Source organism: Arthrobacter sp. NPDC057259 (assembly GCF_042668995.1).
GTDB lineage: Bacteria > Actinomycetota > Actinomycetes > Actinomycetales > Micrococcaceae > Arthrobacter.
Window position 1 is genome coordinate 130950 of sequence record NZ_JBHUYA010000002.1, and the last position, 20593, is coordinate 151542.

A 20593-nucleotide genomic window follows, 5' to 3' on the forward strand; every position below is an offset into this window, starting at 1 on the left:
GGGGGGGCGGGGGCCGGGCCCGGGGGGGGGGCCCCCCCCCCCCCCCCCCCCGGGGGGGGGGGGGGGGGGGGGGGGGGGGGGGCCCCCCCCCCCCCCCCCCCCCCGCCACGCCCGGAAGGAGCACCGTATGAGCCTGCGCTATGCGCTGCTCGCGCTGCTGCGCGTCGGCCCGCTCTCCGGATACGAATTGCAGAAGCAGTTTTCCGCGTCCGTGGGCCACGTCTGGCACGCCCCGGACTCACAGATCTACCCCGAGCTGCGCAAGATGGAGACCGAGGGCCTGATCGAGGGCGAGGAACAGCCCCGCGGCCAGCGCGCCACCCGGCGGCTCTACCACGTGACTGCCGCCGGCGAGGCGGCGTTCCTGGCCTGGATGAAGACCCCGCTGGAGTACGCGCGGGTCCGCGACCCGGCCCACCTGCGCGCGGCCTACCTCGAGGCCGCCTCCCCCGGCGACGCCCGCGCCTTCTTCCGCCGGCACCAGGCCCAGTGGGAGACCGAACTCGCCCAGTGGGAGGGTGAACTGCAGCGGATCGCCGAGGTGGCCAACCCGATGCTGGTCCGCCGCCTCGCCGTCACCGACCCCGGCGACCGGGAACGCACCGTGGCCTTCAAGCGCTTCACCTACGAGGGCCTGGTGGACCGCGCCCGCACCGAGATCGAGTGGGCCCGGCGCGGGCTCCGGCTGGTCGACGAGCTGGAGTCCGCCGGCGGCGCCTGGCCCGGGCCGGGAATCCCGGCCCGGTAGGCGCCGCCTGCGCCTAGCCGAAGTTCTGCACCGTCGCGTAGCCCTTGCCGTCGTACTTCTGCACCAGCACCGAGGACACCGCGGGCTGGCCGTCCGTCGTCGTATCCACCGAGGTGCCGGAGAGCATCAGCGGCGCCTGCAGGCCCTTGACGTTGCGCAGCGCGGTCATGAAGCTGTCCCGCGTGGGCTCGGTCATGGTCTTGAACGCCTGCTCCAGCGTCGCACCCACCATGTAGCTCCACATGCAGTGCGGGAAGGCCGGCATGTCCGGGTACTTCGCGTATTGCTTGAGGTCGGCGAGGAACTTCACGACGTCCGGATCCTTGGCGAACGCCGGGCTCTGCGGGGCCTTGGCGAAGGACACCGAGTAGATGCCCGGGTACGCGGCGGCACCGCCCGGGCCCAGGATCGCGGCCGGGCTGGAGGTGTTCGAGGGCAGGAACCAGCTGGGCTTCCAGCCGAGCTGCTGGGCCTTCTGCAGCGAGGCGATGGCCAGCGGGGTGATGGACATGGCGTCGAAGAACACGTCCGCACCGGAGGAGGCCAGCTGGGTCAGCTGCGCGTCCACGGAGGTGTCCGTGGCCTCGTAGGTCTGCTCGCCCACGACCGAGATGTTCGAGGCGCCCTTGATGGCGTCCTTGAAGCCCTGGACGTAGCCCTTGCCGTAGTCGTCGTTCTGGGACAGGATCGCCACCTTGTGCGGCTGGCCGGAACCGGCGATCAGCTTGCCGAACGCGGCGCCCTCGTTCTGGTAGATCGGGACGAACCCGAGCTGCCAGGGGCTCTGCTTCCGGTCGCTGAACAGCGGGTCGCCGGTCATCACCAGCACCTGCGGGACCTTCTGGCTGATCGCCGCCTCCCGGAATGCCCGGTTGGTGGGGGTGCCGAGGCCCGCGGTGGCGGCGAAGACGTTGTCCGAGACCATCTGCTGGAAGTTGGCCAGCGACTTCTGCGGGTCGTAGCCGTCGTCGTAGGACTTGATGTTGACCGTGCGGGTCTTGCCGTCGCCGAATTTCACGCCGCCGGCGGCGTTGAGCGCGCCGAAGTAGGCGGTGACGCCGGCCACCGTGCAGGTGCCCTGGCCGGCGATCGCGCCGCTGAGTGGGGTGGTGATGCCGAGGGTGATGGAGGAGTCGGTGATTCCGGGCGAGGCGGCGTTGCTGCCGCCGCCCTGGTTGGTGCCCCCGCGGGTGCAGCCCGAGGCGGAGAGCGCAATGACCGCCGCCACCGCCACGATGCCGAGGACCCCGCGAGGCCGGGTGTTCTTTCTCATGCTTGGTCATGCCTCCCTGTCTGGTGCTGGACTGTCTGCTGCTGGTCTGTCTGGTTAGGAATGGCCTGGTGCTCTGTCTGGTCCTGGTCTGCCTGCTTTTCCGCCGCGGCCCCTGCGGCCCCTGCGGGAACGGAGCGCTGCGGGGCGCCGGGCCGGTCCCGGTTCCGGCCGGTGATCCGGCGGATCACCCGGGGCAGGCTGACGAGGCCCTCGGGCAGCAGGAACAGGACGATCAGCAGGATGGCGCCCTGGCTGACGGTGGTGAGGCCGGGGTCCACGGCGTTGGTCAGCAGCGGGACCAGGACGTAGTAGGCCCCGCCGATGAGGGACCCGGCGATGCTCCCGGCGCCGCCGATCACCATGGCGGCCAGGAGGCTGATCGAGTGCCCGAAGCTCAGGGTTTCCGGGGAGGTGTACTGCACGGCGGCGAGGTAGAGGAACCCGCTGGCGCCGCCGAAGATGGAGGCCACGGTGAAGGCCAGGACCTTGGTCCGGTACGGGGAGACGCCCATCGACGCGGCGACGGCCTCGTTTTCCTTGACGACGCCGAACGCCCGGCCGTACTTGCCGCGGACCAGGTTGCGGGCCAGCAGGAAACCGGCGGCTGTCACCAGCAGGATGATGTAGTACTGCCACTGGTCGTTGTAGAGCCCGGACCACTCCGGCGCGTCGGTGAACCGGGCGGAGATGCCCTGAGAGCCGCCGGTGAATCCCTCCAGCCGTTTGGCCAGCGGCACGCCAACGATCGGCAGGGCGATGGTCACCATGGCGATCGCGAGGCCGCCCAGCCGCGCCGCGGCCAGCGCCACCAGCAGCCCCACGATGCCGGCGATCAGGCAGGCCAGGACGAACACCAGCAGGATGTTCCAGCCCTGTTTGACCCCGTAGGCGGTGACGTAGGCGCCGAGACCCACAAAAAAGATCTGGCCGAGGTTGACCTGGCCGGTGTAGCCCATGACGATGTTCAGGCCCAGCACGGCCACCGCGTAGACGCCGATCCGCACCAGGGTCTGGTTGGCGAAGGGCGGCAGGTTCAGCGGCGCGAGCAGCAGCACCACGGCCACCAGGACGAGCACCACAATCCGGACGGTGCGGTTTCCGGTGGCCACGGGTTTTACGGACTGGGGTTCTACGGACAAGGGTTTTGCGGGCAGGCGGTTTCGCATCAGACTCTCACCACGACCTTCCGGCCAAAGAGGCCCTGCGGCCGCAGGATCAGGATGACGAAGATCAGCGCGAACGGGACCGCGATCTTCAGGTCGTGGCCGATGAACGGTACGTACACCGCCACGAGGTTTTCCAGCACGCCGATAGCCCAGGCGGCCACCACGCAGCCGATCGGACTGCTCAGCCCGCCCAGGATCACGGCGGCGAGGGCGTAGACCAGGGCGGTGTCCAGCATGCCGGGGGTCAGGGTCAGCTGCGGGGCCACCAGGACGCCGGCGACGGCGCCGAGCGCTGCGGCCAGTCCCCAGCCGACCATCAGCAGCCGGCCCACCGGCAGCCCGGAGAGGGCGGCCGACGCCGGGCTGTCCGCCACCGCGCGGAGGGCCAGGCCCAGCTTGGTGCGCAGGAAGAGCAGCTGCAGGACCACCATGATGACCACGATCGTCACCGTGGTGGCGAGTGACCGGACGCTGACCACCGCGCCGAGGATGTCGACGCTGGTGAGCGGGAACAGCGAGGGGAAGCCGAGGTTGTTGTAGCTCCAGATCACGGCGATGATGCCGGTGATCAGGGTCAGCAGGCCGATGGTGACGACGACGGCGGTGTCCGGGTCGCCGCGCTCGAACCGGCGGACAAGGAAGCGTTCGGCGAGGGCACCGAGGACGAAGGACAGCGCCACGGCCAGGATGATGGCCACCACGAGCGGCAGGCCCGCCTGCACGAAGGCGTAGGCGACGTAGCCGGAGAGGACCGCCAGGCCGCCTTGGGCGAAGTTGATCAGCCCGGTGGCCTGGTTGACCAGCACGATCGCCAGGGCCAGGGCGGCGTAGATGGATCCGGTCGACAGCCCGTCGACCACCAGCTGGATGAAGGTGCCCACCGGTTCAGCCCCCCAGGTACGCTCGTCGGATTTCGTCCATCCCCTTGAGTTCGGCGGTGGTGCCGGTCAGGGCGGTGCGGCCCGTTTCCAGCACGGTTGCCGTGTCCACCAGGGAGAAGGCGAGGTTGGCGTTTTGTTCCACCACCACCATGGCGATCCCGGACTCCAGCCGGAGCCTGCGGATCGCCTCGTAGACGGTCTTGGCGGTGCCCGGCGCGAGTCCCAGCGAGGCCTCGTCCAGCAGCAGCAGCCGCGGCCGGGCCATGAACGCCCGGCCGACGGCGAGCATCTGCTGTTCGCCGCCGGAGAGGGCGGCCGCCCGGGAGCCGATCCGGTCGCGCAGTTGCGGGAACAGGTCCAGGCAGTAGTCGACGTCGGCGGCGATCGCCTGGCGTCCCTTCCGCAGGTACGCGCCCACCATCAGGTTTTCCCGCACGCTCAGCTGCCCCAGCGTTCCGCGGCCCTCGGGCACGTGCGCGATGCCCAGCGCCGCGACCTGGTCAGGCCGCAGCCCGCGGATGTCGCGGCCCGCGAACCGGATGGTCCCGCCGGCACGGACGGTGCCGCTGATGGCCCGCAGGGTGGTGGTCTTGCCCGCGCCGTTGGCGCCGAGGATCCCGACGGCGCCGCCCTCGGGCACGCTGAGCGAGACGCCGTCGATCACCTGGATCGGCCCGTAGGAGGCGGTCACGTCCACCAGCTCAAGCAGCGTCATCCGCGGCGTCCTTCCCCAGGTAGGCCTCGATCACCCGCGGGTCGGCCTGCGCCTCCGCCGCGGTTCCGGCCATGAGCTTCCGGCCGTGGTCCAGCACCACCACCTGGTCCGTGAGCGCCGAGATGAGGCCCATGTGGTGCTCGACGACGATGATCGTGATGTCCTGTTCGGCGCGGATCCGCCGGACGGTGGCGATCAGCTCCTCCACCTCGGCGTGGGAGAGGCCGGCGGCCGGTTCGTCCAGCAGCAGCAGCGAGGGTCCGGAGAGCAGCGCACGCCAGAGTTCGATCCCCTTGTGCAGGCCGTGGGAGAGTTCGTTGGCCGGGACGTCGGCCGCCCAGCCGAGTCCGGCGCGCTCGAGCAGCCCGCGGGCCTCGGCGCGGATGGAGCGTTCGGCCCGGGCGGTCCGCGGCAGCCGGAGCGCCCAGGAGGCGGGGCCGCCGGGGAGGCGGAGGTGTCCGCCGAGGAGGACGTTCTCCAGCACGGTGGCGTTCAGCAGCAGGGCCGGGTGTTGGAAGGTCCGGGCGAGGCCCAGTCCGGCGAGCCGGGACGGGGCCGAGCCCTGGACCTCGGCGCCGTCGATGGTGATGGTGCCCGCGCTGGGTTTGTAGTGCCCGCTGATGCAGTTGAAGAGGGACGTCTTGCCGGCGCCGTTGGGCCCGACCAACCCGAGGATGACCCCGGGGTCGACGTCGAAGCTGACGTCTTGCAGCACCTTGACGCCGCCGAAGTGGAGGCTCACGTCCGTCAGGCTCAAGGTTGCGGCCACCGGCATCCCTTCCTGTCGCACCATTGCGGGGTGGGGCGCGACCGGCAGGGACGGCCCGGAACCGACGGTACGGATCGCTGACGAAATTGTCAACGATTTTGAGGTCAGAATGCCGCGGAGCTCAGCCGCCGGCGACGGACTGGATGATGAGCACCTCCTGGCCCGGCGAGACCTCGGTCCCGAGGCCCTGCAGGCGGCGGATTTCGACGCCGGAAACGTAGACGTTCACGAAGCGGCGGACGCTGCCGGTCTCGTCCCGGAGGCGCCGGCCGAGCGCGGGGTAGTTGCCGGCCAGCTCGTCGAGCAGCCGGCCCACCGGGAGCGGGCCGTCGGCGGCCATCTCGAGGCCGGACCGGCCGCCCGCCAGGGGTGCCAGGACGCTCGGCAGCAGCACGCTGATCTCAGCCACGGCGGCCCGTCATGCCGGGACCGGGGCGCCGACCACCTGCGCCGCGCGCACGCACAGCACGTCGGGCAGGTGCGAGGCGACCTCGGTGAAGTGCTCACCCTCGTCGGCACTGGCGTAGACGCTGCCGCCGCGGGTGCCGAAGTACACCCCGGCCGGCTCGGCGGTGTCCACGCAGGCCGCATCGCGGAGCACCGCGTTGAATTCGGAGCCGGGCAGGCCCTCGTCCAGCCGCTTCCAGGTGGCTCCGGCGTCGTCCGTCCGGTGCACTGCCAGCTTCCCCTCCGGGGGGATCCGCTCGCCGTCGGCCTTCAGCGGGATCACCCAGGCCGTCCCGGCGCGGTGCGGGTGCGTGAGCATGACGAAGCCGAAGTCCGCAGGCAGCCCCTCCGCGATGGATTCCCAGGTCTCGGCGTCGTCGTCCGTGCGGTAGACGCCGTGGTGGTTTTGCGCGTAAAGCCGGCCGTCGACGGCGGAATCGGCGGCGATCTTATGCACGCACTGGCCGAACTCGGGGTAGGGGTCGGGGTTGAAGTAGGCGGAGATGCCCTTGTTCCGGGCGTCCCAGGACTGGCCGCCATCCTTGGAGCGGTAGACGCCGCCGGTGCTCATGGCCACGTGCACCCGCTCCCCGTCAGGGTGGACGACGATCGAGTGGGCCGCCGCGCCGCCGTAGCCGGAGCCCCACTCGCTGCGGTGCGGGTGGTCCCAGAGGCCGCGGTTGAGTTCGAAGTGTTCCCCGCCGTCGGTGGACTTCCACACCGAGATCGGCTCGCAGCCGGCCCAGACGACGCCGGGCCGGGACTCGGCGTCGGGGTAGATCTGCCAGACCCGCTCCAGGGCGGCGCCGGTGTCCTCGGGGAAGCGGATGGCGCCCTGCTCGGGCTCGGTCCAGCTCGCCCCCAGGTCGTCGGAGTGGAAGACGGTGGGTCCCCAGTGCTCGGAGCGGACGCCGACCAGGATCCGGGTCTTGCCGTCCCGGGTGTCGATGCCGATGCTGGGGATCTCACTCATCAGGAAATGCGGTCCGGACAGGGACCAGGACCGGCGGTCGGGGCTAGTGGCCAGCCACAGCCCTTTTTTCGTGCCGATTGCCAGGACAAAGTTTTCCTCGGATGCCATGGCCCCCATCGAACCACCACGAGTGAAGGCCCGCAATGGTCTTTTCACCTTCGCTTGGAGAAATTCCCCGGGACACCGGCGGCGGCCCGACCGGCCGGGGCACGGGAAACTAAAGCGAAAGTAGTTATCCGAGGTGCTGGCAAAGCCGCCGCGCGCCCCGTAGAGTCGTGGATGTAGGCGGAAGAACGCCTACCCCAATGACTGCTCCGGAGTGCGTATCCCCCAATAACGCACTCCGGAGCTTTTTAACGCCCATTCTCCGGCGGCGTAAACCATCGATACCCCCTGGGGGTACTTGCGCCATACCCACCAGGGGTATATCTTGGTGGCCATGAGCGCATCCGATTCTTCAGTGGCCGCCGCCGGGGACCTGATTCCCGCAGGTGCGGACGCAGATACCGCCGCAGCGACAGACCAGCACGAGGGCCCCCACACCGGCTCCGGCCAGCACGGGTATTCCGCTAACAAGGATGCCTACCTCAAGCGGCTCAAGCGCATCGAGGGGCAGGTCCGCGGCATCGCCCGGATGGTCGATGAGGACAAGTACTGCATCGACATCCTCACCCAGGTCGCCGCCGTCACCAAGGCCCTGCATGCCGTCAGCCTGGGGCTGGTGGAGGAGCACATCGGCCATTGTGTCGTCGGGGCGGCCGCCGAACCGGATCCTGAGCTGCGGTCGGAGGCCATCGACGCCAAGGTCAAGGAAGCCACCGACGCCATCGGCCGGCTCCTGCGCTGACGCCGCGAGCCACGGCCCACCCTGCCACGAACCTTTCAGCACCCACCTTTTCGGCCACCAACAGGGCCGTCCCGGCCCACGAAGGAGAGCACCATGAGCACCGTTTCCACCACCATTGAGGTTTCCGGCATGACCTGCGGCCACTGCGTCTCCTCCGTCACGGAGGAACTCGAGGCCCTGGACGGCGTGGAGAACGTCGACGTCGACCTCAACGCCGGCGGGATCTCCACCGTGACCATCGGCTCCGCCCGGGAGCTCTCCCCCGCCGAGATCGGCGAGGCCGTCGCCGAGGCCGGCTACCTGGTGGTCGCCAACGAAGCCTGACCGGGCGGCAACCAGCCCTGAGCGCCAGAGCGGGCGCCCGCAGCATGAAGGAGCAAGGAAAGAGGCACGTACCGTGGAAAACGCCAAGCTGCTGGACCAGTCCGGGACGCGGGTGGTGGAACTCGATATCGAGGGCATGACCTGCGCGTCCTGCGTGGGCCGGGTGGAGCGCAAACTCGGCAAGCTGGAGGGCGTGGAGGCGGTGGTGAACCTGCCGCTGGAATCGGCCCGCGTGACCGTTCCGGCCGGCATCACCGATGACCAACTCACCGCCACCGTGAGTGCCGCGGGCTACAAGGCCACCGTGAGGACGCCCCCTGCAGCGCGCCCCGCCGTGGACGAGACTTCCGCCGGGGATGGAGCGTCCGACGGCGGCGCAACTGCCGGCGCAACCCGCGGCGCGGCGTCGGCCCTGAAGCCCCGCCTGATCACCGCCGCGGTCTTCACCGTGCCCGTCTTCGTGCTCTCCATGGTGCCGGCCGCGCAGTTCCCGAACTGGGGCTGGGTGGCCGGGCTGCTGGCCCTGCCGGTGGTCACCTGGGCGGCCTGGCCCTTCCACCGGGCAGCGGCGGTGAACGCCCGGCACCTGTCCTCCACCATGGACACCCTGGTTTCGATCGGCGTCACCGCGGCCTACGTCTTCTCCGCCTGGCAGCTGCTGGCCAATCCGCGGCTCACCGAACACCCCGCCATGGCCGGCATGGGACCGGAGGGCCTGTACTTCGAGGTGGCCTCCGTGGTGACCACCTTCCTGTTGCTGGGCCGCTACCTTGAGGCCAACGCCAAGCAGAAGGCCGGGGATGCGCTGAAAACCCTGCTGGATCTGGGGGCCAAGGATGCCACCGTGCTCCGCGACGGCCTCGAGGTCACCGTCCCGGCGGACCGGCTCACGGTGGGCGACGTGATCGTGGTCCGCCCCGGCGGGAAGATCCCGGCCGACGGCGTGGTGGTCGAGGGCAGCTCCGCCGTCGACGCCTCTCTGGTCACCGGCGAATCCGTGCCGGTGGAGGTCGGCCCGGACAGCCCCGTCACCGGCGCCACCATCAACACCTCCGGCCGGATCCTGGTCCGGGCCACCCGCGTGGGCTCGGAGACCACCCTGGCCCAGATGGGACGGCTGGTCTCGCAGGCGCAGTCCGGCAAGGCGCCCATCGCCCGGCTGGCCGACCGCATCAGCGGCGTGTTTGTCCCGGTGGTGCTGGGCATCGCCGTCGTGACGTTTGCCGCCTGGTTGCTGGCGGCCGGACCGGACATCACCGAGGCCGGCCTCCGCTCGGCCTTCACGGCCGCGGTGGCGGTGCTGGTCATCGCCTGCCCCTGTGCCCTGGGCCTGGCCACACCGGTGGGCCTGCTCACCGGCACCGGCCGCGGCGCCCAGCTGGGCATCCTGATCCGAGGCCCCCAGGTCCTGGAGGACACCCGGACTGTGGACACCATCCTGCTGGACAAGACCGGGACCGTGACCACCGGGCACCTGGCCGTCGCGGGCACCATGGCCTTCCCCGGTTTCGAGGCCGAGGCCGTGCTGCGGCTCGCCGGCGCCGCCGAGGCCGCCTCGGAACACCCGATCGCCCGGGCCATCGCGGCGGCCGCCCTGGCCGCCGGGTCCGCGGACCGGCTGCCAGCTGTCGCGGACTTCCACTCCGCCCCCGGCGGCGGCGTCCGCGGCAGGGTCGACGGGCACACCGTCACCGTAGGCCGCTCCAGCTGGTTGGAGGAGAACGGCGTCGCCCTCATCGGCGGCCAGCGCGAGACCCTCGCGGCGGAGGAAGCCGCCGGGGCGAGCGCCATCTGGGTGGCGGTCGACGGCGCACCGGCGGGGATCGTCAGCCTGCGCGACACCCTGAAGCCCGGATCCGCGGCCGCCATCGCCCGGCTCCGCGGGCTGGGACTGCGCCCCATCCTGCTGACCGGAGACAATGCGGCCGTCGCGGCCCAGGTGGCCGCCGCCGTCGGGATCGCCGCGGAGGATGTCTACGCCGGGGTCACCCCCGAGGGGAAGGTGGACGCCGTCCGCGCCCTCCAGGACGACGGCGCCACCGTGGCCATGGCCGGCGACGGCGTCAACGACGCCGCGGCGCTGGCGCAGGCGGACCTCGGCATCGCCATGGGCTCGGGGACGGACGTGGCGATCGAGGCCGCGGACCTGACCGTCATGGGCAACGACCTGGCCCAGGTGGCGCAGGCGATCGAGCTGTCCCGCCGCACGCTGGGCACCATCAAGACGAACCTCTTCTGGGCCTTCTTTTACAACGCCGTCGGCATCCCGGTGGCGGCCCTGGGCCTGCTCAACCCGATGATCGCCGGCGCGGCCATGGCCGCCAGCTCGGTGCTGGTGGTGGCCAACTCGCTCCGCCTCCGCAGCTTCGGGAAGCAAGGGCCGGCCGCAGCCTGAGCGGGGCCAACCCTATGGGCAGGGCTCCATGGGCAGGGGTCCCCATCGACGCTGGCGGAGGCGGCAGGGTAGGTTCTTGGCATAGGAACTTCCGGATCAGCCGGGGGCCGCTGGGGACGCCGAGAGGTTCGGGTCCGACGATCTAAGGAGATTTTTCGCATGGCTATTTGGGGTGCAGATGTTGATCAGCTGAAGGCGCTGGGGTCCAAGCTGCAGGCCGGGTCGCAGGAAATCGATAACCAGAAGTCGATGCTGACCAAGGTCCTGGCCGGCACGCAGTGGATGGGTCCGGACGCGGAGAAGTTCCGCAGCGAGTGGAACGGCGAGCACGTCGCGGCCCTGACCCGGGTGTCCCAGGCGCTGCAGCAGGCCGGCCAGCAGGCGGTCCGCAACGCCACCGAACAGCAGAGCGCCTCCGCCCGCTAAACGCGGCCGCGGAAACAACCCGCCCACTACGCAGCAGGTCCGGACGCACCGCGTCCGGACCTGCTGCTGTTAATCCGCCTTTTGTGACCCCGCCCGGCCTGCCCAGGGGACGGGTTCGACGTCGTTCGCGTGGTCCAGCGGCGCCGGAACCGCGGCGGCCGTCCGCAACTCGTCCAGCCGGACCAGCAGCACCCCGCCCACGATCAGCACGCCGCCCAGCAGCTGCACAGGCCCGGGAAGCTCGCCCAGCAGCAGCCAGGCCCAGAGCACCGCGAACAGCACCTCGGTCAGCGAAATGAAGGACGCCACCTTGGAGCCCAAGGCCCGGGCGGCCACGATCCCGGAGACGTAGGCCAGCACGGTGGCCAGCAGGACCAAGCCGCCGAGGGAGACCCACCACGGCGTCACCCAGGGACCCAGGCGGGTGTCCGCGGTGGAGGCGGCCATGGGCAGCAGACCCGACGCCGCGGCCAGCCACATCACGGCGGCGCCGGTCAGCAGGCCGCCGGAGGCCAGGACGATCGGCGGCAGGGTGTCGTTTTCCTTGGCGGTGATGAAGAAGTAGATGGCCAGGCAGACGGCGGCCGCCACGCCCCAGAGCACGCCGACCAGGTCGATCCGCACCGCCCCCGTGAGGTCCAGGACCAGCACCAGCCCCGCCAGCGAGAGCAGCGTCCCGCCGACGGTCAGCGGCCGGGGCCGGCGTCGACTGGCCACCCAGAGCCAGAGCACGATCATCACCGGGGCAAGGTATTCGAGCAGGAGGGCGACGCCGACCGAGAGCCGGGCGACGGCGTTGAAGTAGAAGAGCTGGCAGGCCGCCACGCCGATCACGCCGAACAGCACCACGGTGAGCCAGTTGTCCCGGAGCTGGTGCCAGCGTCCGCGCAGCGCGAGGGCCGCGGGGACGGCGAGGACCAGGGCGGCGCCGGTCAGGCGCGCGGTGACCGCGGCGCCGGGGCTCCAGCCGGTCTCCAACAGGGACTTGGCGAAGGATCCGGACAGGCCGAAGACCGCCGAGGAGAACAGCGCCACGCCCAGGCCGGAGGCGAGGAACGAGGAGACGCCGGTCCGCGCCGGGATGCCGGCGGCGGTTCCGGCGGCGGGCGTGCCTGGCGTGCCGGCGACGGTGCCGGTGCCCGGGCTGCCGGGGATGGGCCCGTCGTGCGGGGTGCTGGTGGGAGAGCCGGCGGGGCGGCGAGCGGCAGGCAAGGGTCTGCCTCCTGTCAGGAGTAAAGTCGGGTTATGGTCATGACAGTACGTGCGTCGAACGTAAGGAGTCAAGATGATTTTTGCCCCTGACACGGAGATTGCGCTCCGGTCCGTCGTCAACCTGATCAATACCGCGGCGAACGGGGAGGAACATCTCCCGGATCCGGCCGCCCTGGACCGGTTCCTCAGCGCTGAGGGCTTCAGCGGCGCCCGGAGCCGCGACGTGGCCGAACTGGAGAGCGTCCTGCGGTTGCGAACCGAACTCACCGCCCTCTGGCGGGCCGGGGAGTCCGAAGCGGTGGACACCGTGAACCGGCTGCTGCGTGAGGCGCGGGCACTACCGCAGCTGAGCAAGCACGACGGCTGGGACTGGCACCTGCACGCCACCGCGCCGGAGGCGCCCCTGGCGGACCGGATGAGCACGGAGGCGGCGATGGCGCTGGTGGACGTCATCCGCAGCAAGGAAATGGACCGGATGCTGGTCTGCGCCGCGGACGACTGCGACGCCGTCGTGCTGGACCTGAGCCGGAATCGCTCCAAGCGGTACTGCGACACCGGCAACTGCGCCAACCGGGCGCACGTGGCGGCTTACCGGGCACGGAAGGCCGCGTCCTAGGGGGCGGCTGAGGACTGCCTGCGCCGCCGGAGAGGGGACCGGCTAGTGAGCTGGGGCCGGGCTAGTGGAGCCGGACTGAGTGGGCCTAGTGGGCGGGGGTGCCGCCGTCGGACTCTTCCTGCTGCGGGGCCTGCTGGGGGGAGGACGCCGGGCGGCGGGAGCTGAGGTTCACGCCGGAGCCCTTGCCGAGGTGCTCGGCGTTCTCCTTGTAGCTCATGGAGAGCATCGCGGCGATCACCAGGGTGACGATGAAGGCGATGCCGGCGCCGGTGAAGGCCAGGTCAAAGCGGGGGGCCTTGGCGCTGCCGCCGGAGGCGAAGATGAGGACGGCGAAGAAGGCCAGCACCGCGAAGAAGGCGGAGAACATCAGCGGTCCCTTGACCGAAGTCCGCATCGTGCGGCGTTCTCCTGGGTTCTGCTGTGCCAAGGTGCTTTCCTCCTGCCGCCAGCGCCGTGGGGCGTGGCAGTCGCGATCGCGCAAATGTTCTACGCCGGGTAGAACCTGTCCTGTCTAGTTTACGGCCTCGGCGGAAACGCCCCGCGCATCGTGCCGCAGGGTCAGCCCGGCCAGCGTCCACAGCACGCCGCCGATAATGGCGCCGCCGCCGGCCACACCGAGGAGGGCGTGCGGGCCCAGGTCGATGAAGAACGGCAGCCCCACGGCCGTGCCGAGGCCGATGATGCCGGAGGTGATCCAGTCCCGGGCCAGCACCGACCGGCCGCGGGTGGCGATCCCGAGGATCAGCTCGGCCGCGCCGGCCAGTGCCAGGCCCAGGGCGCCGACGACGCCGAAGACCAGGTTGGAGGGCAGCAGCGCCACTGCGGCCCCGGTGCCGGCCAGGATGGCGCCGGCGGCGGCCAGGAGACGCGCTTGCGGGCTGCCGGCGGCCAGGCCGGTCCGGCGGGCGCCCCAGAGCAGCACCACGCCGGTGGCCAGCAGGTAGAGTCCGGCGGTCCAGCCCATCGCCGGGACCGGCGGAGCCGCCCAGAAGACGGTGACGGCGCCGAAGACCAGGGCGACGGCGGCGCGCAGCAGGACCGGCTTCCAAAGGTCCGGGGCGGCGGTCGGGGCGGTCGAGGGGCTCGGGGTGGCGGGGAGAGTCACCCGTCCAGTTTAGGCGCTGGCGGGCCTCAGGCGTCGCCCAGCCGCATCCAGCGGTCCGTGCGGGCCCGGAGCCCCAGGGTCACGGCCCGGGCGCCGAGGTAGCCGAAGGAGAACGCGGCCCAGAGCCAGAGCAGCCCCTCTCCCCCGGCGGCCCCGGAAAGCCGGACCACCAGCAGCAGCGGCAGGTACACCAGCAGATTGACGACGCCGGCCACCGCCAGGTACGTGGCGTCCCCGGCGCCGATCAGCACGCCGTCCAGGACGAACACGTAGCCGGCCAGCGGCTGGCCCGCGGCGAGGACCCACAGCGCCAGCGCCAGGGTGGAGCGCACGCCGTCGTCGGCGGTGAACAGCAGGCCCGCCCACGGGGCAGCCACCGCCAGCAGCACCCCCGTCAGCACGCCGAAGCCCAGGCCCCAGCGGACCATGGTCCGGGTCAGCTCCCGGGCCGCCGCCGGGTGTGAGGCGCCCAATTCCTTCCCGATCAGGGCCTGGGCGGCAATCGCCAGGGCGTCGAGGGCGAAGGCGAGGAAGGTGAAGACGGTCATCGCGAGCTGGTGGGCGGCCAGGTTCACGGCGCCTTGGGCGGTGGCCACGAGCACGGTGGCGAGGATCGCGACGCGCAGGCTGAGGGTGCGCAGCATCAGCCAAGACCCCACCTGCGTCAGGGCGCGGATGCCGAGCCAGTCCGGCCGCAGCGGGACCCCGTGCCGGCGGGCGGTGCGCTGCACCATCACCACATAGACCAGCGCCATGCCCCATTGGGCGATGCTGGTGCCGAGCGCCGACCCGGTGACGGACAGCCCCAGCCCGTAGACCAGGAACGCGTTGAGGCCGATGTTGACGGCGAACCCGGCGGTGGCCACCACGAGCGGCGTCCGGGTGTCCTGCAGCCCCCGGAGCACCCCGGTCCCGGCGAAGATCAGCAGCATGGCGACCAGGCCGGGCATCGACCAGCGAAGGTAGTCCACGGCGAAGGTGCGCACCTCGCCATGGGCCCCCATCAGGTCCAGCAGCGGCCCGGCGGCGAGGGCGCCGGCGGCGGCCAGGGCTGCGCCAAGGAGCAGCGCCAGCCAGAGTCCGTCGCGGCCGGACGCCAGGGCGCGGGCCAGGTCGCCGCGGCCGACGGCGCGGGCGACGGCGGGGGTGGGGGAGTACGCCAGGAACACCATCAGCCCGACGGCGGTGTGCAGGACGGCGGAGGCGAGACCGACGCCGGCCAGTTCCGCGACGCCGAGGTGGCCAACGATCGCGGAGTCGGCGAGCAGGAACAGCGGCTCGGCGATCAGCGCGCCGAAGGCCGGGACGGCCAGGCGCAGGATCTCCCGGCGCTGGTCCGGGCGGGCGATAGTGGTGGTGGTGGGTTGCGCGGGCACGGCTCCACCCTAGCCGTCCCGTGTGGCGCGGGTGCGCGCGAATGTGTCATTGCGCCTGTGTCCGCCCACGGCCGCGTCAGTACACTCGCAGGCATGGATGAGTCCCCCGACAATGCCGTCACCCTCCGCTTCCTGGCCGCGCCCACCGACGTCGGCCACAGCGGCTCCGTGGACGCCGGGACGGTCCTCGAATGGGTGGACAAAGCCGCCTATGCCGCGGCGGTCGGCTGGGCGAAGTCTTATTGCGTGACCGCCTACGTGGGCAACATCCACTTCGCGGACCCGGTCAACAGCGGGGACATGGTGGAGGTGGAGGCCACGATCGTCTACACCGGCCGGTCCTCCATGCACATCCGGACCGTGGTGTCCTCTGGCGATCCGAAGGGCGGCCCCGCCACCATGCGCAGCCAGTGCCTGGTGATTTTCGTGGCCGTGGGCGCGGACGGCAAACCCATCCCGGTGCCGCAGTTCGAGCCCGCCACCCCGGCGGAGATCGAGGAGCGGGACCATGCGCTGGCGCGGATCAAGGTCCGCGAGGAGATCGTCGAGACCATGAACCGGCAGGAATACACCGCCGCCGGCACGGCCGAACGCGTCACGCTCCGCTTCATGGCCGCGCCCACGGACGTGAACTGGGGCGGCAAGGTGCACGGCGGCATCGTGATGAAGTGGATCGACGAGGCGGCCTACGTCTGCGCCTCCCGGTACTGCGGGATGGACACGGTGGCCGTGTTCTCCGGCGGGGTGCGGTTCTACCGTCCGCTGCTGATCGGTCACATCGTGGAGGTCGAGGCGCGGCTGGTGTACACCGGCACCAAGGGCATGCACATCGCGGTGCACGTCCGCTCCGGGGACCCCAAGGGCCACGAACTGAACCTGACCACCTACTGCCTGACCGTGATGGTGGCCCGGGACGCGACGGGCACCTCGGTCCCGGTACGGCAGTGGGTGCCGGCCTCGGACGAGGACCGGCGGCTGCACGCCCACGCCCGGGAGCTGTTGGAGATCCGCGGCCGGGCCCCCGGGAACCGGCTGCCCAACCACCTGCTCCCCGACCGGCCGGCGGGTCCGGCCTAGAAGCCCCCGCCGCCGCCGGCGTCGCCGGCCATGTTGGCGAACCGGGAGTAGTGGCCCTGGAAGGCGACCACGATGTCCTTGGTGGGACCGTTACGGTGCTTGGCGATCAGGATGTCCGCCTCGCCGGCGCGGGGGGACTCCTTGTCGTAGACGTCTTCGCGGTGCAGCAGGATGACCATGTCGGCGTCCTGCTCGATGGAGCCGGATTCACGCAGGTCGGAGACCATCGGCCGCTTGTCCTGGCGCTGTTCCGAGCCACGGTTCAGCTGCGAGAGGGCGATCACCGGGACCTGGAGTTCCTTGGCCAGCAGCTTCAGGGCACGGGAGAACTCGGATACTTCCTGCTGGCGGGATTCGACCTTCTTGCCCGAGCTCATCAGCTGCAGGTAGTCGAGGATGACCAGCTTGAGGTCGTGCTGCTGCTTCAGGCGGCGGCACTTGGCGCGGATTTCCATCAGGGACATGTTGGGACTGTCGTCGATGAACAGCGGGGCGTCATTCATCCGGCCCATCGTGGTGGCGATCTTGGACCACTGTTCGTCCTTGATGGTGCCCTTGCGCAGGTCCTGCAGGCCGATCGTGGCTTCCGCGGAGAGCAGGCGCATGGCAATCTCGTTCCGGCCCATTTCCAGGGAGAACATGACGGTGGCGAGGTTGTTCTTGATCGCGGCCGAGCGGGCAAAGTCCAGCGCGAACGTGGACTTACCGACGGCGGGGCGCGCGGCGATGACGATCATCTGGCCCGGGTGCAGGCCGTGCGTCAGCTCATCGAGCTCGTAGAAGCCGGTGGGGACGCCCACCATGCCCTCGCCGCGGTGGCCTGAGGCCTCGATCTCGTCCACCGTGGATTCCATGACGTCCTTGAGGACCACGTAGTCCTCGGCGGTGCGGCGCTCGGCCACGGCGTAGACCTCGGCCTGGGCCTGGTTGACCAGGTCCTCCACCTCGCCGTCCTGGCCGTAGCCGAGCTGGACGATCTTGGTCCCGGCGTTCACCAGGCGGCGGAGCACGGCGCGTTCGGCCACGATCTCCGCGTAGTACCCGGCATTCGCGGCCGTGGGAACGGTCTGGATCAGCTCGTGCAGGTAGGCGGGCCCGCCGATGCGGTTGATTTCGCCGCGCTTGGTCAGTTCATCGGAGACGGTGACGGCGTCGGCGGGCTCGCCCCGGCCGTAGAGGTCGATGATGGCCTCATAGATGGTCTCGTGGGCCGGGCGGTAGAAGTCCTGGCCGCGCAGGATTTCGACGACGTCGGCGATGGCATCCTTGGAGAGCATCATGCCGCCCAGCACGGACTGCTCGGCCGGAATGTCCTGAGGCGGCTTGCGGCTGCCCTCTGCTCCCCGGGTTCCCTCGATCGAGTCCAGATGCGTAACTGACAAAACTGCCGTCCTTCGTTGTGTGCCGTGGGGCGCCGCCGCCGGCGGCTTCCGTCCCATGCGTCAGGTGTATCAGCGGGCACTGACAGGATGGCGGTGTGGGGCCCGGCTGCCGCTGGTCTCCCGCCACGCTATCCCCCCGGGGGCCTGGCTCCAACCCGGTTGTCCACCGGGGCTGTGGATAAGGTGTGGAGCACCGCCCCCTGCTTGTGCACAGCCTGTGGGAAGTTCTGTGGAAAAGAATATTGTTTCGCTCATACATCGCCTCTGACCTGCGGAAACACTGCGTTCAGGCTGTGGACGCAAAAGAATTTTGGAAAACTTTCATCCACAGCCGCGACGGCTGTGCTGGGGAAACTGCAGCACATTCCGGCCGGAAAACTCCGCACATATGCCTATTCTGTGATGCATATCACCGATTCCGCGCCGCTCCGCCCCCGATCCCGGGTTCCGCCATACGGCGGGCGGAATATGCTGTGGATAACGGTGCGCGACAGTCTACAAACCGCCGGCCCGTCCGGCCCCGACCGGCCTCCGGCCCGCACCCGCATCAAAACCCGCACCCGCACCCCCAAGGATTGGTCCAGAACGTATGGAAGCCCTACTCATCCCCCTTGCCATCCTGGTGCTCGCCGCCGTCGTCGTCATTCTCGTGGCGCGGGCGCTGGGCCGGCGGCGGAACGCCGGGGTGGATTCGGGCCCCACCGGCGCCCCGTCCTCTCCGGAGGCCGCCCGTGCCGCCGCGCAGGGCCTGGACCAGAACCAGCACCGCCGGGTCTACGCCCTCATTGCCCGCGGGCAGGCGGTGGCCGCCATCCAGGCCTACCGGGAGGCGACCGGGACGGGCCTGCGCGCCGCACGTGACGCCGTCGCGGCGCTGGCGGCCCATCCCCAGCCGTTCCGGGAGGCCGCCCCGGCGGACGCGCCGACCGAGGACTCCGAGGCGCCGCAGCACTTCCCCTACCGCTACCGTGCCATCGCCAGCAGGGGCGAGGTCACCCGGGAAGTCAGCAGCACCATGCTCAACGACGAGATCTACGGCCGGATCCGCCGCCAGGCCGCCGAAGGCGACGTCGAGGGCGCCGCGGCGGCGCTCTGCCGCCACTCGGATATCACCCTCGACGAGGCCCGGGAGTTCATCGCCCTCCTGGACGACTGACACCCGGCGCTGACACCCGGTCCGGGCGCCGCTGCTCCCTAGTGTCCGCCCGAGATGCCGGCCAGCAGCTGCTCGAAGGGCAGCGACGCCGCGGGTTCCTGCCGGCGGCCCGGCTGCGGACCCTGAAGCAGGGCCGCGAACTCCCCCGCGGCCCGTTCGATCCGTGACGAGAGGGGCGAGCCGCCGTCGCCCGCGGTCCCCCAGTCCTGGGGGCCGGCGAAGACGCCGGTGGCCGCCGTACGCGTCCGGAGGTAGCTGAAGAGTGGCCGCATGGCGTAGTCCAGCACCATCTGGTGCCGGTCCGTGCCGCCGGTGGCGCCCAGGAGCACCGCCTTGCCGTCGAGGGACTTGGGGTCCAGCACGTCGATGAAGGACTTGAACAGACCGCTGTAGGAGGCGCTGAAGACCGGGGTGACGGCAATCAGGCCCTCAGAGGCCTCGACGCCGGCGATCACTTCCGCCAGCCGCGGGCCGGCGTACCCGGTGACGAAGTTGTTGGCGATGTCCACGGCCAGGTCGCGCAGTTCCACCACGTCGACAGTGACGGCGTAGCCCTCGCGCTCCAGCCTGCCCTTGGCGGCGGCCGCCAGCTGGTCGGCCAGCAGGCGGCTGGAGGAGGGGACGCCGAGTCCGGCGGAGAGGACGGTAATGCGGCGGGTTTCCACGGTGCGCTCCTAAAATCGAGGTACATGCATTTGCATCTACCTATAGAAGCCGGTGCCGTGGCGCTTTATTCCCCTCCGCTTCCCATGCCTCCAATCGTTCAGAGGAGCCGTTCAGAGGAGGACGAATCCCTCGATGCAACTCACGGAGCTTCCGCCAACCCAGATATCGTCACCGGCAGCCTCGATGTGGACGCGCCCGGCACGGCCCAGCACCGTCCCCTGCGCCGCCAGGTAGGAGCTGGGCGCCCGGCCGGTTCCGATCAGCCACTGGGCCGCCCCGGCGTTGAAACTTCCCGTGACCGGGTCTTCAGCGGCCGCGTCTCCGGGGATAAAGGTGCGGACCTCGAAGCCCGGCTCCGATCCGTCCGGGTGGGGGCCGATCACGCCGACCTTCAGCCCGGCCAGCGCGGCATAGTCGGGCCTGATGGCGAGCACCTGCTCCGCGGATTCCAGCAGGACACCGATCCATTCCGGCCCGTTGACCAGCCAGGACGCGTCCAGGAGTTCGTGCCGGGTCAACCGCAACCCGGCCGCGATGCGGCCCAGGTCCGCCTCCGCCACCGGCCCCGAGCGGGTCAGCGGTGGTGCCGCGAAGGCCAGGCGGCCGCCGTCGCGCCTCACGCGCACCAGACCGGCGGCGCATTCCTGCACCAGCTCCCCGTCCCGCCGGGGGATGCCGCCCGCCTCGAGCCAGGCATGGGCAGACCCCAGGGTCGGGTGGCCGGCGAAGGGAAACTCCTCGCTGCCGGTGAAGATCCGGACCCGGTAGTCGGCACGGGGATCCGTGGGCGGCAGCAGGAAGGTGGTCTCCGAGAGATTGGTCCAGTTGGCGAATCTCTGCATGGCCTGGGCGTCGAGGCCGTCTCCGTCGAGCACCACTGCCAGCGGATTCCCGCGGTAGGGTTCGGCGGAGAAAACGTCGACCTGGGCGAAGGGGCGAAGCCGGGGTGCAGGATTATCGGTCACCTGCCGCAGGCTATCACCGCCGCCGGTCCCGGGCGTGCGGCCCGGTCCTCTGCGGGGAGTTAACGCAGAAGGCC

At 70.7% G+C, this 20593-nt stretch carries 22 protein-coding genes; 8 read left to right on the forward strand and 14 right to left on the reverse strand.

Features of this window, described 5'->3' with window-relative positions; all coding sequences use genetic code 11:
- Positions 1-127 precede the first annotated feature (127 nt).
- The gene (locus ACFUCU_RS04445) at positions 128-748 is read left to right on the forward strand and encodes a PadR family transcriptional regulator (RefSeq protein ID WP_377970957.1); all 621 of its coding nucleotides are present in this window, start codon (positions 128-130) and stop codon (positions 746-748) included.
- A gap of 13 nt (positions 749-761) precedes the next feature.
- Here ACFUCU_RS04445 and ACFUCU_RS04450 read toward each other — a convergent pair whose 3' ends face one another.
- The 7 genes from ACFUCU_RS04450 to ACFUCU_RS04480 all read right to left on the reverse strand — a co-directional run bounded on the left by ACFUCU_RS04450 (position 762) and on the right by ACFUCU_RS04480 (position 7089).
- The gene (locus tag ACFUCU_RS04450; RefSeq protein WP_377970958.1) at positions 762-2021 is read right to left on the reverse strand and encodes an ABC transporter substrate-binding protein; all 1260 of its coding nucleotides are present in this window, start codon (positions 2019-2021) and stop codon (positions 762-764) included.
- On the reverse strand, positions 2018-3130 hold the full coding sequence (locus tag ACFUCU_RS04455; protein ID WP_377970959.1) for a branched-chain amino acid ABC transporter permease: 1113 nt from the start codon (positions 3128-3130) through the stop codon (positions 2018-2020). Before ACFUCU_RS04455 ends, ACFUCU_RS04450 begins: the two co-directional genes overlap by 4 nt.
- Before the next feature lie 56 nt (positions 3131-3186).
- Positions 3187-4068 (reverse strand): branched-chain amino acid ABC transporter permease, encoded by an 882-nt coding sequence (locus tag ACFUCU_RS04460; RefSeq protein ID WP_377970961.1) that lies wholly within the window; start codon positions 4066-4068, stop codon positions 3187-3189.
- A gap of 4 nt (positions 4069-4072) precedes the next feature.
- Positions 4073-4783, reverse strand: a complete 711-nt coding sequence (locus tag ACFUCU_RS04465; protein WP_290257168.1) for an ABC transporter ATP-binding protein — start codon at positions 4781-4783, stop codon at positions 4073-4075.
- A complete protein-coding gene (locus tag ACFUCU_RS04470) occupies positions 4770-5525 on the reverse strand; it encodes an ABC transporter ATP-binding protein (RefSeq protein ID WP_364138170.1) in 756 nt (251 codons plus the stop codon). The genes ACFUCU_RS04465 and ACFUCU_RS04470 overlap by 14 nt, the downstream gene beginning before the upstream one ends.
- Positions 5526-5673: 148 nt before the next feature.
- Positions 5674-5961 (reverse strand): MoaD/ThiS family protein, encoded by a 288-nt coding sequence (locus ACFUCU_RS04475; RefSeq protein ID WP_377970963.1) that lies wholly within the window; start codon positions 5959-5961, stop codon positions 5674-5676.
- Between the two features lie 9 nt (positions 5962-5970).
- Positions 5971-7089, reverse strand: a complete 1119-nt coding sequence (locus ACFUCU_RS04480; RefSeq protein WP_377970965.1) for a WD40/YVTN/BNR-like repeat-containing protein — start codon at positions 7087-7089, stop codon at positions 5971-5973.
- Positions 7090-7411: 322 nt separating this feature from the next.
- Here ACFUCU_RS04480 and ACFUCU_RS04485 point away from each other — a divergent pair, with 322 nt between their 5' ends.
- The 4 genes from ACFUCU_RS04485 (at position 7412) to ACFUCU_RS04500 (ending at position 10964) form a co-directional block, all read left to right on the forward strand.
- A complete protein-coding gene (locus tag ACFUCU_RS04485; protein ID WP_377970967.1) occupies positions 7412-7819 on the forward strand; it encodes a metal-sensitive transcriptional regulator in 408 nt (135 codons plus the stop codon).
- A gap of 93 nt (positions 7820-7912) precedes the next feature.
- The gene (locus ACFUCU_RS04490; RefSeq protein WP_290257162.1) at positions 7913-8143 is read left to right on the forward strand and encodes a heavy-metal-associated domain-containing protein; all 231 of its coding nucleotides are present in this window, start codon (positions 7913-7915) and stop codon (positions 8141-8143) included.
- 136 nt (positions 8144-8279) lie between these two features.
- The gene (locus ACFUCU_RS04495) at positions 8280-10538 is read left to right on the forward strand and encodes a heavy metal translocating P-type ATPase (RefSeq protein WP_377971331.1); all 2259 of its coding nucleotides are present in this window, start codon (positions 8280-8282) and stop codon (positions 10536-10538) included.
- Positions 10539-10697: 159 nt separating this feature from the next.
- Complete coding sequence (locus ACFUCU_RS04500; RefSeq protein ID WP_290257160.1) at positions 10698-10964, forward strand: hypothetical protein; 267 nt, start codon at positions 10698-10700, stop codon at positions 10962-10964.
- A 69-nt stretch (positions 10965-11033) separates the two neighbouring features.
- Here the strand turns inward: ACFUCU_RS04500 and ACFUCU_RS04505 are convergent, their stop codons facing one another.
- Positions 11034-12047 carry a DMT family transporter gene (locus ACFUCU_RS04505; protein WP_377971333.1) on the reverse strand — a complete coding sequence of 338 codons (1014 nt, stop codon included), beginning with the start codon at positions 12045-12047 and terminating at the stop codon, positions 11034-11036.
- Positions 12048-12249: 202 nt separating this feature from the next.
- Between ACFUCU_RS04505 and ACFUCU_RS04510 the strand changes: the two genes are divergently transcribed.
- Positions 12250-12792, forward strand: a complete 543-nt coding sequence (locus ACFUCU_RS04510; RefSeq protein ID WP_364138161.1) for a CGNR zinc finger domain-containing protein — start codon at positions 12250-12252, stop codon at positions 12790-12792.
- A gap of 85 nt (positions 12793-12877) precedes the next feature.
- Here the strand turns inward: ACFUCU_RS04510 and ACFUCU_RS04515 are convergent, their stop codons facing one another.
- The 3 genes from ACFUCU_RS04515 to ACFUCU_RS04525 form a co-directional block, all read right to left on the reverse strand.
- Positions 12878-13186, reverse strand: a complete 309-nt coding sequence (locus ACFUCU_RS04515) for a hypothetical protein (protein WP_377971335.1) — start codon at positions 13184-13186, stop codon at positions 12878-12880.
- 117 nt (positions 13187-13303) lie between these two features.
- On the reverse strand, positions 13304-13897 hold the full coding sequence (locus tag ACFUCU_RS04520; protein ID WP_377970969.1) for a hypothetical protein: 594 nt from the start codon (positions 13895-13897) through the stop codon (positions 13304-13306).
- Between the two features lie 26 nt (positions 13898-13923).
- Positions 13924-15273, reverse strand: a complete 1350-nt coding sequence (locus tag ACFUCU_RS04525) for an MATE family efflux transporter (protein WP_377970970.1) — start codon at positions 15271-15273, stop codon at positions 13924-13926.
- A 93-nt stretch (positions 15274-15366) separates the two neighbouring features.
- Between ACFUCU_RS04525 and ACFUCU_RS04530 the strand changes: the two genes are divergently transcribed.
- Positions 15367-16350 carry an acyl-CoA thioesterase gene (locus tag ACFUCU_RS04530; RefSeq protein WP_377970972.1) on the forward strand — a complete coding sequence of 328 codons (984 nt, stop codon included), beginning with the start codon at positions 15367-15369 and terminating at the stop codon, positions 16348-16350.
- On the opposite strand, the gene dnaB is transcribed toward ACFUCU_RS04530, so the two are convergent.
- Entirely contained in the window at positions 16347-17732 is a 1386-nt protein-coding gene (gene dnaB, locus ACFUCU_RS04535) for a replicative DNA helicase (RefSeq protein ID WP_290257154.1), read from the reverse strand. The genes ACFUCU_RS04530 and dnaB overlap by 4 nt on opposite strands.
- A gap of 589 nt (positions 17733-18321) precedes the next feature.
- Here dnaB and ACFUCU_RS04540 point away from each other — a divergent pair.
- Positions 18322-18888, forward strand: a complete 567-nt coding sequence (locus tag ACFUCU_RS04540; protein WP_377970974.1) for a hypothetical protein — start codon at positions 18322-18324, stop codon at positions 18886-18888.
- Between the two features lie 38 nt (positions 18889-18926).
- Here ACFUCU_RS04540 and ACFUCU_RS04545 read toward each other — a convergent pair whose 3' ends face one another.
- Both ACFUCU_RS04545 and ACFUCU_RS04550 read right to left on the reverse strand, forming a co-directional pair.
- Positions 18927-19553: an FMN reductase gene (locus ACFUCU_RS04545; RefSeq protein ID WP_364138146.1), complete on the reverse strand. Its 627-nt coding sequence runs from the start codon at positions 19551-19553 to the stop codon at positions 18927-18929.
- A gap of 111 nt (positions 19554-19664) precedes the next feature.
- Positions 19665-20519 (reverse strand): PhzF family phenazine biosynthesis protein, encoded by an 855-nt coding sequence (locus tag ACFUCU_RS04550; RefSeq protein WP_290257150.1) that lies wholly within the window; start codon positions 20517-20519, stop codon positions 19665-19667.
- Positions 20520-20593 lie beyond the last annotated feature (74 nt).

Coding starts and splice junctions, on each gene's coding strand:
- ACFUCU_RS04445 (WP_377970957.1), top strand. CDS start 128: ATGAGCCTGCGCTATGCGCTGCTCGCGCTGCTGCGCGTCGGCCCGCTC.
- ACFUCU_RS04450 (WP_377970958.1), bottom strand. CDS start 2,021: ATGAGAAAGAACACCCGGCCTCGCGGGGTCCTCGGCATCGTGGCGGTG.
- ACFUCU_RS04465 (WP_290257168.1), bottom strand. CDS start 4,783: ATGACGCTGCTTGAGCTGGTGGACGTGACCGCCTCCTACGGGCCGATC.
- ACFUCU_RS04480 (WP_377970965.1), bottom strand. CDS start 7,089: ATGGGGGCCATGGCATCCGAGGAAAACTTTGTCCTGGCAATCGGCACG.
- ACFUCU_RS04485 (WP_377970967.1), top strand. CDS start 7,412: ATGAGCGCATCCGATTCTTCAGTGGCCGCCGCCGGGGACCTGATTCCC.
- ACFUCU_RS04490 (WP_290257162.1), top strand. CDS start 7,913: ATGAGCACCGTTTCCACCACCATTGAGGTTTCCGGCATGACCTGCGGC.
- ACFUCU_RS04495 (WP_377971331.1), top strand. CDS start 8,280: ATGACCTGCGCGTCCTGCGTGGGCCGGGTGGAGCGCAAACTCGGCAAG.
- ACFUCU_RS04500 (WP_290257160.1), top strand. CDS start 10,698: ATGGCTATTTGGGGTGCAGATGTTGATCAGCTGAAGGCGCTGGGGTCC.
- ACFUCU_RS04510 (WP_364138161.1), top strand. CDS start 12,250: ATGATTTTTGCCCCTGACACGGAGATTGCGCTCCGGTCCGTCGTCAAC.
- ACFUCU_RS04515 (WP_377971335.1), bottom strand. CDS start 13,186: ATGCGGACTTCGGTCAAGGGACCGCTGATGTTCTCCGCCTTCTTCGCG.
- ACFUCU_RS04530 (WP_377970972.1), top strand. CDS start 15,367: ATGGATGAGTCCCCCGACAATGCCGTCACCCTCCGCTTCCTGGCCGCG.
- ACFUCU_RS04540 (WP_377970974.1), top strand. CDS start 18,322: ATGGAAGCCCTACTCATCCCCCTTGCCATCCTGGTGCTCGCCGCCGTC.